Origin of the sequence: Tistlia consotensis USBA 355, from assembly GCF_900177295.1 — a bacterium.
Classification (GTDB): domain Bacteria; phylum Pseudomonadota; class Alphaproteobacteria; order Kiloniellales; family DSM-21159; genus Tistlia; species Tistlia consotensis.
In genome coordinates this window covers 436,578-448,983 of sequence record NZ_FWZX01000001.1, presented here as the reverse complement: position 1 = coordinate 448,983, position 12,406 = coordinate 436,578, and the positions used below count along the sequence as shown (strand labels likewise).

Genomic DNA, 12,406 nt, shown 5'->3' with positions numbered 1-12,406 from the left:
GGCGGCTTCACGCCGCCGTTATTTGTGCAACCGCACAATAGGTAGATGGCGAAACGCTGTCAATTGCCGCTGGCCAGCGGCCAAGTCCTTGTTCAAGAAGCTTTTTCTACCGATGCTGACCAGGCACCCAGAGGACGTCGGCGGCGCCGCGGCCGTTGGCATGGCGGGCCAGCACGAACAGCAGATCCGACAGGCGGTTGAGGTAGCGGACGACCTCGGGATTGATCGCGTCCCGCTCGGCGAGGCGGGTCGTCTCGCGCTCGGCGCGCCGCACCACGGTGCGCGCCAGGTGCAGGTGCGCCGCCGCTGCCGAGCCGCCCGGCAGGACGAAGGACTTCAGCGGCTCGAGCCCGGCGTTGTAGCCGTCGATCTGCTGCTCCAGCCAGGTCGCCTGGCCGGCGAGGATGCGCAGCGGCGGGTATTCCGGGTTCTCGACCTCGGGCGTCGCGAGGTCGGCGCCGAGGTCGAAGAGGTCGTTCTGGATGCGGCCGAGCAGGGCGTCCAGCTCGGCGTCCTCGGGCGCACCGGTGTGCAGGCGGACCAGGCCGAGCGTGGCGTTGGCCTCGTCGACCGTGCCGTAGGCCTCGACCCGGAGGTCGTGCTTGGCGACGCGCTTGCCGCTGGACAGCGAGGTGCGGCCCTTGTCGCCGCCGCCGGTGTAGATGCGCGTCAGCTGGACCATGGGGCGGGGACGGCCGTGCGGCTCAGCGGCCGGCGGTCAGCATCGCGATGGCGAACAGCACCAGCGCCACCGCCTGGGCGATCACGCGCGCGCGCATCAGCTTGTTGCCGTACTTGCGGTTGAACTCGCCGCCCCTCGCCATGGAGAACAGGCCGGTGAAGAGGATGCCGAGCGTCACCAGCATGGCGATCGCGACGAGGACTATCATGAAGCTCATGGGGCCACGATATAGGCAGGCGCAGCAGCGCTGCCAGCGATTTTCCGCTTGCCCGGCGAGGCCCCGCTCGCCGAAATGCGCCCGGCGGCCCAGGGCCGTGCGCGCGGTCGTGCGCAGGGCCGGCCGAGGCGCCGCCAGAGGGGTGATCGGTCGATGGCCTGGCATCCGCTGTTCCGCCTCAGGCGCCTCGCCGCCGTGCGACGTCTGGCCGCGTGGCTCGACCGGCCGGTGCGCCGGCGCCTGCCGGGCCTCGCCTTCCCGATCTGGCTGAGGCTCGGCCCCAATCTCTCGCTGCTGCTCGCCAGCCGCCGGTCCGAGCCCGAGGAGCGTGCGCTGTTCGGCCGGCTGGTCGCGCTGCAGCGGACGCGCTGCCTCTGGGACGTCGGCGCGAACGTCGGCCTCTATCTCTTCGACTTCGTCGGGCGCCGCCCCGAGGCCGAGGCCCTTGCGGTCGAGCCGGATCCGGGCAACCTCGCCTGCCTGCGCCGGACCCTGCGCGACCAGCGGCTCGAGCGGGTCGAGATCGTCGCCGCGGCGGTCGCGGAGCGCACCGGGCGGCAGCGCTTCCAGAGCGATCCGGTGACCGGCGCCACGGGCGGGCTCGAAGCCGAGGGTCTCGTGCCCTTCGTGACCCTGCACTACGGCATGGCCGTGCCGGTCATCGAGGTCGAGACGCTGCGCCTCGATGACCTGCTCGACGGACGCCAGCCGCCCGACCTGGTCAAGCTCGACATCGAGGGCGGCGAGCTGCCGGCGCTGCGCGGCGCGCCGCGCCTGCTGTCGGAGGTCCGGCCGGTGCTGCTGCTCGAGGTCTCGGCCCGGCGCGACGAGACGGTGGCCCTGCTGCGGGCCGCGGGCTACCGGCTCTACGATGCGCGGACGCTGCAGCCGGATCGCGGCGAGGCCTGGAACCTGCTGGCGCTGCCGTCCGAAGGGCCGCTCGCGGTCGAGGCCCTGCGCTAGGCCCGATCGCCGTCTGCTCCGGGCCCCGCCGCCCCAGCCGCTCAGTGCATCTCGAGGGCGCTGTGCAGGCCCGGCGAGACCAGGATCACGATGTAGCCGACGTAGAGCGCCAAGAACAGCACGCCCTCCTGGCGGTTGATGCGCCAGCCGGTGACCGCTGCGACGAACAGCAGCAGGGTCGCGCCGAGCATCGCCCAGAGATCGAAGCCGAGCAGCGAGGCCGGGATCGGGATCGGCTTGATCAGGGCGGTCGTGCCCAGGATGCCGAGCAGGTTGAAGGTGTTCGAGCCGAGCACGTTGCCGAGCGCGATGTCGGACTGCTTGCGGAAGGCGGCGACCAGGCCGGTCGCCAGCTCGGGCAGCGAGGTGCCGAGGGCGACGACGGTCAGGCCGACGACGGTGTCGTCGACCCCGAAGGCCTCGGCCAGCTCGATCGCCGCGTCGACCAGCAGCTCGGCGCCCAGGATGACCGCGGCGATGCCGCCGGCGGTGACCGCCAGACCGGTCCACAGGGAGCCGGCCAGCGGCTCGACCAGCTCGACCTCGGCCTCGTGGATCGTGCGGGCGGCGTTCTGGCTGCGTCGATCGATCAGGTAGGAGCCGACCGCGTAGACCACGACCAGCACGACCAGGATCAGCCCCTCCGAGCGGTCGAGCCAGCCGGAATAGCAGAGCGCGATGACCAGCACGCTGGCGGCGACGACCATCGAGCCGTCGCGCAGCAGGGCGCCGCGCGGGCAGGCCACGGGATAGATCACCGCCGTGGCGCCGAGGATCAGCAGGATGTTGCAGATGTTGGAGCCGACGACGTTGCCGATGGCGATGCCCGGCGCGCCGGCCAGCGCCGCCTTGACCGAGGCGACCAGCTCCGGCAGCGAAGTGCCGAAGCCGACCAGGATGATGCCGACCAGCAGCGGCGAGACCTCGAGGCGGCGGGCCACGGCGACCGCGCCGCGCACCAGGAACTCGCCGCCGGCGAGCAGCAGCGCGAAGCCGATCAGCAGTTCGAGGTAGATCATCGCGCTCCGCTGTGCCGTCGCCGGGTGGTGGCGCTGGCCGCGCCGAGACAACAGCCCGTGACATCAGGTCGACGAGGGCCGATTGCAAGGCCGGGCGCGGCCGGGTGGCGCCGTTGACCCTCGCCGGAGGCCCTCCCATAATGCCCGAAGGAAGTGGTAATACCACTTGCCGGCGGCTTGGGGCGCGTGCGGCGCGGCGCCGCCGACGAGGGAGGAGACAGCGGATGCGGATGCCCGAGCCGGACGGCGCGGTCATCGCGCGCAAGCGCGCGATCGTCGAGACGCTGCGGACCCTGGTGCCGGGGCCGGGCGGCGTGATCTTCGACGAAGACGAGCTGCGCGCCTATGAGACCGACGGCCTGACGGCCTATCGCCAGATCCCGATGATCGTCGTGCTGCCGAGCTCGACCGCCGAGGTCTCGGCGGTGCTGCGCTACTGCCACGACGAGGGCATCAAGATCGTGCCGCGCGGCGCCGGCACCGGGCTGTCGGGCGGCGCGCTGCCGCTCGCCGACGGCATCACGCTCGGCCTGTCGAAGCTCAACCGGATCCTCGAGGTCGACTATCCCAACCGCTGCGTCGTGACCCAGCCGGGGGTCACCAACCTGGGCATCACCCGGGCGGTCGAAGCCGAGGGCTTCTACTACGCGCCCGATCCCTCCAGCCAGATCGCCTGCTCGATCGGCGGCAACATCGCCGAGAACTCGGGCGGCGTGCACTGCCTGAAGTACGGCCTGACGACCAACAACGTGCTCGGCGTCGAGTTCGTGCTGATGGACGGCACGGTGGTCCGCTTCGGCGGCAAGCACCTGGACGCCGAGGGCTACGACCTGCTCGGCGTGGTCACCGGCTCCGAGGGGCTGCTCGGCATCGTCACCGAAGTCACGGTGCGCATCCTCAGGAAGCCGGCGACGGCGCGCGCCCTGCTGCTCGGCTTCCCGAGCAGCGAGCAGGCCGGCGACTGCGTCGCCGAGATCATCGCCGCCGGCATCATCCCGGGCGGCATGGAGATGATGGACAAGCCGGCGATCCACGCCACCGAGGCCTTCGTGCACGCCGGCTACCCGCTCGACGTCGAGGCGCTGCTGATCGTCGAGCTGGACGGCCCCGAGGCCGAGGTCGAGCACCTGATCGAGCGGGTCGACGCGATCGCCCGGCAGCAGGGTGCGACCTACCACCGCGCCTCGGCCGGCGAGGCGGAGCGCGAGGCCTTCTGGTCGGGCCGCAAGAACGCCTTCCCGGCGGTCGGCCGGATCTCGCCGGACTACCTCTGCATGGACGGCACGATCCCGCGCAACCGCCTGCCCGAGGTCCTGGCGCGGATGCGCGAGATGAGCGAGCGCTACGGCCTCAGGGTCGCCAACGTGTTCCATGCCGGCGACGGCAACCTGCATCCGCTGATCCTCTACGACGCCAACAAGCCCGACGAGCTGGCGCGCACCGAGGCCTTCGGCGCCGAGATCCTGAAGCTCTGCGTCGAGGTCGGCGGCGTGTTGACCGGCGAGCACGGCGTCGGCGTCGAGAAGCGCGACCTGATGGGCGCGATGTTCGACGAGACCGACCTCAAGCAGCAGCAGCGTCTGAAATGCGCCTTCGATCCCGACCAGCTGCTCAACCCCGGCAAGGTCTTCCCGCAGCTGCACCGCTGCGCCGAGCTGGGCCGCCTGCACGTGCACCACGGCAAGCTGCCGTTTCCCGACCTGCCGCGCTTCTAGGACCGGTCCCGGCATGAGCGATTCCTGGAAGCCGACGGACGATGCCCAGGTGCTGGAGGCCGTCGCCTGGGCGAGCGCCGAGGAGGTGCCGCTCGAGATCGTCGGCCAGGGCAGCAAGCGCAGCTTCGGCCGGCCCCTGCAGTGCGAGCGCGACCTCGACCTCAGCGGCCTCTCGGGCATCACGCTCTACGAGCCGGGCGAGCTGGTGCTCTCGGCCAAGGCCGGCACGGCCCTGTCCGAGATCCGCGCGGCGCTGGAGGATGCCCGCCAGGAGCTCGCCTTCGAGCCGCCGGACCTCGCGCCCTTTTTCGGCCGGCCGGCCGGCGCCGGCACGCTCGGCGGCACGATCGCGGCCAACCTCTCGGGCCCGCGGCGCATCAACGCGGGCGCGGCGCGCGACCACTTCCTCGGCTTCCAGGCGGTCTCGGGCCGCGGCGAGCGCTTCAAGTCGGGCGGCCGGGTCATGAAGAACGTCACCGGCTACGACCTGCCGAAGCTGCTGGCCGGCTCCTTCGGCACGCTCGCGGTCATGACCGACGTGACGGTCAAGGTGCTGCCGGCGCCGGAGAAGCAGCGCACGGTCCTGCTGTTCGGCCTCGACGACGCGGCGGCGGTCGCCGCGCTGTCGGCCGCGCTCGGCTCGCCCCACGAGGTCTCTGGCGCGGCGCATCTGCCGGCCGCGGTCGCCGCCGGCTCGTCGGTCGACTTCGTCGCCGGCGCCGGCACGGCCGTCACCGCGATCCGCCTGGAGGGTCACGGCCCCTCGGTCGAGGCGCGCTGCGCGGCGCTGCGCGAGGCGCTGGCGGCCGGCGGGCCGGCGGCGGCGGCGCAGGAGGAACTGCACAGCCAGCGCAGCCGGACGTTGTGGCGCGAGATCGCCGAGCTGGCGCCCTTCGTCGTGCGCCCCGAGCTCGCGGTCTGGCGCATCTCGGTGGCGCCGAGCGAGGGGCCGAAGGTCGCCGCAACCCTGGCGGATCTTCCGGAGATGCTGCACTATTTCGACTGGGGAGGCGGGCTGCTGTGGTTGGGGACGGCGGCCGGCGGGACGGCTGAGGAGGTTCGCGTGCGCGGTGCGGTCGCGACGGTCGGCGGGCATGCCACGCTGCTGCGCGCGCCGGCGCGGGTGCGTCTGGCCGTGCCCGTCTTCCAGCCGCTCGACGCGGCCCGCGCGGCCTTGAGCCGGCGCGTCAAGGAAGGCTTCGATCCCCGGCGGATCCTCAATCCCGGCCGCATGGTCCCGGAGCTGTGATCCGCCGAGCCATGACCTGCCCGACGACGACCTGCCGGGCCGCGATCGAGGGACTGTGATGGGGTCGGTGTTGCGTTATCTCCTGCTCGGCCTCGTCCTGACCGCGCTCTGGCTGCTGGTCGCGCTCGGCCTCCTGCCGAACGGCCTCAGGAACGTCGAGGAGTTCGGCCTGTCCGGCTGGCCGGCCCTCGGCCTGCTGTTCCTGGTGCCGATCATGCTGATCTGGATGGTGCTCTGGCTGATCCGGCTGCAGCGCCGGGTCCTGCGCCTGCAGGAGCTGATCTTCGAATACGGCGCCGGACCCGTGCAGGCGCCGAGCTACCCGCTCCAGCGGGCGCGCGAGCGGGCGCAGGGGGGGGTGCAGATGCCGCCCGCGGAGCCCTGGCAGGAGGATGCGCTGACCGAGGCCTGGCGCGAGACGCCGGAGCCGGAGCCGGAAGAGCGGCCGGCGGCCCCGCCGGCGCGCGCGCCGAAGCGGGTCGCCTTCTCGACTCTCGACCCGCTGCCGCCGGAGTCCACCAGGCCCGGCTGGCCGGACCCGGAGCAGCCGGCCTATCACACGCCCGCGTCCGCTGCGCCGCAGGCCTACGCCTCCGCCGGCGCGGCCGCACGGGAGCGCCATGCGGCCTTCGATGCGCGGCGCGGCCAGGAAGACTGGCATGCGCGCCGGGCACCGAACGGCCAGGAGGGCTCCGCGGCACGGCCGGAGCCGCCGCCCGCCGGACCGCGTCCGGTCGATGCGCCGCCGCGTGCCGTGCCGTCGCGGGCTCCCGAGGCGGCGCCGGCCCAGCCGCCGCGGGCCCGCCTGCCGGAACCGGACCCCGGCGATCACGACACCAGCCCGGAGCCGCTGTCCGACGAGCTGGAGCCGCACCGACCGCCGCGTGCGGCGCCCAACGCGCCGCGGCTCGAGGCACTGTCGCCGACCTATCGGCCGCCCTCGGAGGTGCCGAACAAGGCGCTGTCGCCCGAGCAGCTCGCCGACTACGAATCGCGGGTCGAGCGCGAGCTCAACGCGATCGCCATGGATCTCGCCTCGATCCTCTCGTCGCCCCAGGACTACGACCGCGCCCTGGCGGCCCTCAACGGCGGCGCCGACGAGGCCTTCTTCCAGCTGCTGGCCCGGGATTTCCAGGCGGCCGACCGCGCGGCCCTGCGCCAGCAGCTCGCCATGGTCGGCGGCGACGCCGCGCTGGAGACCTATCTCGAGAAGTACGAGCAGCTGCTCGTCGTCGCCTACCGCAGCGATCCCGGCGGCAGCGACGTCCGGCGCCTGGTCGAGTCGGCGATGGGCCGGCTGCACCAGGCGATCGAGACCTATCGCCAGGACACGGCCCACGGCTGACCGGCCGTCCCGGAACCTGGAGCCGGGCCGGGCACCGCCAGCGAACGGAAGATCCATCCGATGCAGACCAGCTTCACCCTTGCGCAGCTCGCCGATCCCGAGGTCGCGGAGGCCAACGACATCCTGCGCGCCTGCGTGCACTGCGGCTTCTGCACGGCGACCTGCCCGACCTACGTGCTGCTCGGCGACGAGCTCGACAGCCCGCGCGGCCGAATCTACCTGATCAAGGACATGCTGGAGAACGACCGCACGCCGAGCGTGCGGACCGTGACCCACATCGACCGCTGCCTCTCGTGCCTGTCCTGCATGACCACCTGCCCCTCGGGCGTCCACTACATGCACCTGGTCGACCAGGCGCGCGCGCGCATCGAGGAGCGCTACGAGCGGCCGGCCGCCGACCGCCTGCTGCGCGCGCTGCTGGCCTGGCTGCTGCCACGTCCCGGTGCCTTCCGCCTGGCGCTGCTCGCCGCCTGGTTCGCCAGGCCCTTCGCCGGCCTCGCCGGCGGCCTGTTCGGCGGCCGGCTGAAGGCGATGCTGACCCTGGCGCCGGCCCGCCTGCCCAGCCCCTCGCCGGTCGACCGGCCGCAGGTCTTCCCGGCCGAGGGGCCGCGGCGGATGCGCGTCGCCCTGCTCGCCGGCTGCGCCCAGCAGGTGCTCGCGCCGGAGATCAACGAGGCGACGATCCGGCTGCTGACCCGCCATGGCGTCGAGGTCGTGATCGCCAGGGGCGCCGGCTGCTGCGGTGCGCTGACCCATCACATGGGCCGCGAGGCGCCGGCCCTGGCCTCGGCCAGGGCGAACGTCGACGCCTGGAGCCGGGAGCTCGAGGGCGAGGGACTCGATGCCGTGGTGATCAACGCCTCGGGCTGCGGCACCACGGTCAAGGACTACGGCCACATGCTGCGCCTCGAGCCGGCCCATGCCGACAAGGCGGTGCGGATCTCGGCGCTGACGCGCGACGTCACCGAGCTGCTCGACGAGCTGGGCGCGCTGCAGGTCCGGCGCCAGACCGGCCAGGCGATCGCCTACCACTCGGCCTGTTCGATGCAGCACGGCCAGCAGATCCGGCGCCAGCCGAAGGCGCTGCTGCAGGCCGCCGGCTTCGCCGTCCGGGAGCCGCTGGAGGGCCATCTCTGCTGCGGCTCGGCCGGCGTCTACAACCTGCTGCAGCCGGCGATCGCCGGGCGCCTGCGCGACCGCAAGGCCGGCAACCTGGAGCGCACCGGCGCCCTGGCGATCGCGACCGGCAACATTGGCTGCATGACCCAGATCGCCGGTGGCACCGGCCTGCCGGTCGTGCACACCGTCGGGCTGCTCGACTGGGCGACCGGCGGCCCGCTGCCGAAGGCGCTGGAAGGCGAGCCGGCCTTCGCCGCGACGGCCGGGGGCGAGACGCCGGCGCAGGCCGCGCAATAGCGGGCACGGGCCCGCCGCAGGCTACGTCATGACGATCTTCGGGGCCTGGCGCGGCCTGGCGCCGGCGCCGAACAGCTTGTCGCGCACCTTCTCGGCGATCGCCACGTAGGCCTTGGCGTGCGGGCTGTCCGGGTGGGAGACGACGATCGGCCGGCCGCTGTCCGAGGTCTCGCGGATCTCGATGTCGAGCGGCAGCTCGCCGAGGAAGTCCATGCCCAGCTTCTCGGCCTCCTTGCGCGCGCCGCCGTGGCCGAAGATGTGGGCCTCGTGGCCGCAGTTCGGGCAGAGGTAGAGGCTCATGTTCTCGACGATGCCGAACACCGGCACGTCGACCTTGCGGAACATGTTGAGGCCCTTGCGCGCGTCCAGCAGGGCGATGTCCTGGGGCGTCGAGACGATCACCGCGCCGGCCAGCGGCACCTGCTGGGCCATGGTCAGCTGCGCGTCGCCGGTGCCCGGCGGCATGTCGACGACCAGGACGTCGAGCTCGCCCCAGTCGACGTCGCGCAGCATCTGGGACAGCGCCGACTGGACCATCGGGCCGCGCCAGATCATCGGCGTGTCCTCGGCGATCAGGAAGCCCATCGACATGCACTTGACGCCGAAGTTCTCCATCGGCGTCAGGGTCTTGCCGTCCGGCGAGCCGGGGCGGCCGGTGATGCCCATCATGCGCGGCTGCGAGGGGCCGTAGATGTCGGCGTCGAGGATGCCGACCTTCAGCTTCAGGGTCGAGAGCGCGAGCGCCAGGTTGGTCGCCGTGGTCGACTTGCCGACGCCGCCCTTGCCGCTGGCGACCGCGACGATCGCCTTGACGCCGGGCACCATCGGCCGCTGGGCGCCGGGACCGGAGGCCTGGCGCGCGGCCGGCCCCGGCGCCTGTGCGGCCGGGGCAGCCTGGCCGGCGCCGGGCTTGTGGGCGGTCAGCACCGCGGTCACCGACAGCACCTCCGGCAGCGCCTCGACGGCCTTCTCCGCGGCCTTGCGCAGAGGCTCGAGCTGCGGGCCCCGCCGGGGGTCGACCTCGACGGCGAAACCGACGTTGCCGTCCTTGACGACAAGGCCCGTGATCATGCCCGCCGAGACGAGATCCTTGCCGCTGTCGGGGTCCTTGACCTGCCTCAAGGCCTCGAGCACCTGGCTCTCGCTCGGTCCGCTCATCCTTGAATTCTCTCCCTGTTACACGATATCCCGGGACACTCATGGCGGCAGCAGCCGCTCGGGGACGGATATGGGGTCCGCCCGGCGTCATTCCCACAAGACGCCGGAGAAATCAAATCAGCGAAAGCGGGAGAGATCGGGGATGCCCTGGCAATCGTCCAACGGAGGTGGTGGACCATGGGGCGGCGGCTCCGGCGGCGGGGGCGGCCCGTGGGGACGGCCTCCGTCCGGCGGCGGCGGGGGCGGCGGCTTCGGCGGCCCCAAGCCGCCCGATCTCGAGGACGTCATCCGCAAGGGCCAGGACCGGCTGCGCCAGCTGTTCCCCAGCGGACCGAGCAACCTGCTCTGGCTCCTGCTGGTCGTCGCGCTGCTCGCGATCTGGCTGGCGACCGGCATCTACCGCGTCAATCCGGGCGAGCAGGGCGTCGTGCTGCGCTTCGGCAAGTGGGTCAACCAGGAGGACCTGGCGCAGCCGGGCCTGCACTGGCATCTGCCCTGGCCGATCGAGACGCAGATCACGCCGCAGGTCGACGAGGTCCGGCAGATCGAGATCGGCTACGTGATGCGCGGCGGCACCACGCGCAACACCGGCACGGTCTCCGACCTGCCGAAGGAAAGCCTGATGCTGACCGGCGACCAGAACATCATCGACATCGATTTCTCGGTGCAGTGGCGCATCTTCAACGCCGGCAAGTTCCTGTTCAACATCCGCGACCCCGAGCTGACCATCAAGCTGGCCGCCGAGAGCGCGATGCGCGAGATCGTCGGCCGCACCGACATCCTGCCGCTGATCGCGACGGAGAAGGAGGCGGTCGCCCAGAGGACCCGCGACACGCTGCAGCGCATCCTCGACGAGTACGAGGCCGGCGTGACCATCACCGCGGTCAACATGCAGAACGTCCAGCCGCCGGAGCCGGTCGCCGACGCCTTCGAGGAGGTGCAGCGTGCCCGCCAGGACCTCGACACCAAGCGCAACCAGGCCGACGCCTACCGCAACCGGGTGATCCCGGAGGCGCGCGGCAAGGCGCGGCGGACCATCGAGGAGGCCCAGGCCTACAAGCAGCGCATCGTCGCCGAGGCGACCGGTGAGGCCGCCCGCTTCAAGAGCGTCTACGACGCCTACAAGCAGGCCCCGGACGTGACCCGCACGCGGCTCTACCTGGAGACCATGCAGAAGGTCCTCGGCCGCTCCGACAAGGTCATCTTCGACCTCGGCAACGGCAAGACCGGCGCGCAGCCGATCCTGCCTTTCGACCGCCTGCTGACGCCGCAGTCCGGCAGCAGCGCCGGCTCGACGTCCGGCAAGCAGCAGTAGGCGGAGGGCCAAACCATGCGATCCAATGCGCTTCTGATCGGCGGCATCCTCCTGGTCGTCCTGGCGATCCTGGTGTTCTCCGCCACCTTCACCGTCCAGCAGACCCAGCAGGCCGTGATCGTGCAGTTCGGCGCGATCCAGCGGACCGTCTCGACGCCCGGGCTGCACTTCAAGGTGCCGTTCATCCAGGAGGTCCGCTACCTGGAAAAGCGCGTGCTCAACCTCGATCCCGAGGCCGAGACCATCGTGCTGGCCGACCAGCGCCGGCTGATCGTCGACGCCTTCGTGCGCTACCGCATCGTCGCGCCGCAGCAGTTCATCCGCGTCGCGATCTCCGAGGCCAACCTGCGCAACCGCCTGGAGCCGATCGTCAACAACGCGCTGCGCAGCGTGCTCGGCACGGTCCTGCTGCCGACCATCCTCTCGGAGGAGCGGGACAAGCTGATGCAGCAGATCACCAAGAACGTGAACGACGCGGTCAACACCGAGCAGTCGAACTTCGGCATCGAGGTGCTCGACGTGCGCATCGTGCGCGCCGACCTGCTGCCCGAGGTCAGCCAGGCGGTCTATGCCCGCATGCGTGCCGAGCGCGAGCGCGACGCCGCGGAGTTCCGCGCCCAGGGCGAGGAGCAGTTCCAGACGATCACCGCCCAGGCCGACCGCCAGGCGACGGTCATCCAGGCCGAGGCGCAGCGTCAGTCGGAGATCCTGCGCGGCGAGGGCGAGGCCGAGCGCACGACGATCCTGGCCAAGGCCTTCGGCGAGGATCCGAGCTTCTTCGCGTTCTACCGCTCGATGCAGGCCTACGACCAAGCCCTGAAGTCCGACAACACGCGCTTCGTGCTGCCGCCGCAGGGCGAGTTCTTCCGCTACTTCAACAGCGAGACCGGCAAGCCCGCCGCCACCGGATCGTCCCAGGCGCCTGCCGGCGGGGCGTCCAAGCCGGAGCCGGCCGCGGCGGCGCAATGAGCCGCCGGGGCGCGGCCGGCGGTGCCGCGCGATGATCGACTTCGGCACGCTGCTGATCGCGGCGCTGGCCATGGTCATGGTCCTGGAAGGGCTGTTCGTCGCGATCGCCCCGGGCGCGCCCCGCCGCCTGCTCGAGCAGCTGGCCCAGGTGCCGCCCGAGGCGCTGCGCTGGGGCGGGCTGCTGTCGGCCCTGTTCGGCTTCTTCGTGCTGTGGTTGCTGCTCGCATGAGCCCGGGGCCGGCGGCGGCCGGGCACCGCTTCGCCACCGGCCGTTGCGGCAGCCGTTGCCCTCGGGGGCAGAGCGGACCATCTTGGAGCGAAGTGGACGAACTTCGAACAGATCGGGGGGCCGCCGACC

At 72.1% G+C, this 12,406-nt stretch carries 12 protein-coding genes; 8 read left to right on the top strand and 4 right to left on the bottom strand.

The features are described from left to right. Positions 1 to 106 precede the first annotated feature (106 nt). On the bottom strand, positions 107 to 682 hold the full coding sequence (locus tag B9O00_RS02050) for a cob(I)yrinic acid a,c-diamide adenosyltransferase (RefSeq protein ID WP_085120754.1): 576 nt from the start codon (positions 680 to 682) through the stop codon (positions 107 to 109). A 22-nt stretch (positions 683 to 704) separates the two neighbouring features. Further along, positions 705 to 899, bottom strand: coding sequence for a twin transmembrane helix small protein (locus B9O00_RS02045; RefSeq protein ID WP_085120753.1), 195 nt, complete (start codon positions 897 to 899; stop codon positions 705 to 707). Positions 900 to 1,052: 153 nt separating this feature from the next. Between B9O00_RS02045 and B9O00_RS02040 the strand changes: the two genes are divergently transcribed. Further along, entirely contained in the window at positions 1,053 to 1,862 is an 810-nt protein-coding gene (locus tag B9O00_RS02040) for an FkbM family methyltransferase (protein WP_159460063.1), read from the top strand. A gap of 41 nt (positions 1,863 to 1,903) precedes the next feature. Here the strand turns inward: B9O00_RS02040 and B9O00_RS02035 are convergent, their stop codons facing one another. Further along, complete coding sequence (locus B9O00_RS02035; RefSeq protein WP_085120751.1) at positions 1,904 to 2,881, bottom strand: calcium/sodium antiporter; 978 nt, start codon at positions 2,879 to 2,881, stop codon at positions 1,904 to 1,906. Between the two features lie 224 nt (positions 2,882 to 3,105). Here B9O00_RS02035 and B9O00_RS02030 point away from each other — a divergent pair, with 224 nt between their 5' ends. From B9O00_RS02030 to glcF, 4 genes are all read left to right on the top strand, one after another. Further along, on the top strand, positions 3,106 to 4,596 hold the full coding sequence (locus tag B9O00_RS02030; protein ID WP_085120750.1) for an FAD-linked oxidase C-terminal domain-containing protein: 1,491 nt from the start codon (positions 3,106 to 3,108) through the stop codon (positions 4,594 to 4,596). A gap of 13 nt (positions 4,597 to 4,609) precedes the next feature. After that, positions 4,610 to 5,845, top strand: coding sequence for a glycolate oxidase subunit GlcE (gene glcE / locus B9O00_RS02025; protein WP_085120749.1), 1,236 nt, complete (start codon positions 4,610 to 4,612; stop codon positions 5,843 to 5,845). Between the two features lie 67 nt (positions 5,846 to 5,912). Next, a complete protein-coding gene (locus B9O00_RS02020; protein WP_143596121.1) occupies positions 5,913 to 7,190 on the top strand; it encodes a hypothetical protein in 1,278 nt (425 codons plus the stop codon). 60 nt (positions 7,191 to 7,250) lie between these two features. Continuing rightward, complete coding sequence (glcF, locus tag B9O00_RS02015; protein ID WP_085120747.1) at positions 7,251 to 8,606, top strand: glycolate oxidase subunit GlcF; 1,356 nt, start codon at positions 7,251 to 7,253, stop codon at positions 8,604 to 8,606. Positions 8,607 to 8,627: 21 nt separating this feature from the next. Here the strand turns inward: glcF and apbC are convergent, their stop codons facing one another. After that, the gene (apbC, locus tag B9O00_RS02010) at positions 8,628 to 9,764 is read right to left on the bottom strand and encodes an iron-sulfur cluster carrier protein ApbC (RefSeq protein ID WP_085120746.1); all 1,137 of its coding nucleotides are present in this window, start codon (positions 9,762 to 9,764) and stop codon (positions 8,628 to 8,630) included. A gap of 142 nt (positions 9,765 to 9,906) precedes the next feature. Here apbC and hflK point away from each other — a divergent pair, with 142 nt between their 5' ends. Genes hflK through B9O00_RS01995 form a run of 3 tightly spaced genes read left to right on the top strand, consistent with a single transcriptional unit; the run spans position 9,907 to position 12,277 of the window. Beyond that, on the top strand, positions 9,907 to 11,079 hold the full coding sequence (gene hflK / locus B9O00_RS02005; protein WP_085120745.1) for an FtsH protease activity modulator HflK: 1,173 nt from the start codon (positions 9,907 to 9,909) through the stop codon (positions 11,077 to 11,079). Positions 11,080 to 11,094: 15 nt separating this feature from the next. Further along, positions 11,095 to 12,048 (top strand): protease modulator HflC, encoded by a 954-nt coding sequence (hflC, locus tag B9O00_RS02000; RefSeq protein ID WP_085120744.1) that lies wholly within the window; start codon positions 11,095 to 11,097, stop codon positions 12,046 to 12,048. 31 nt (positions 12,049 to 12,079) lie between these two features. Next, positions 12,080 to 12,277 (top strand): DUF2065 domain-containing protein, encoded by a 198-nt coding sequence (locus tag B9O00_RS01995; RefSeq protein ID WP_085120743.1) that lies wholly within the window; start codon positions 12,080 to 12,082, stop codon positions 12,275 to 12,277. Positions 12,278 to 12,406: the final 129 nt, after the last annotated feature.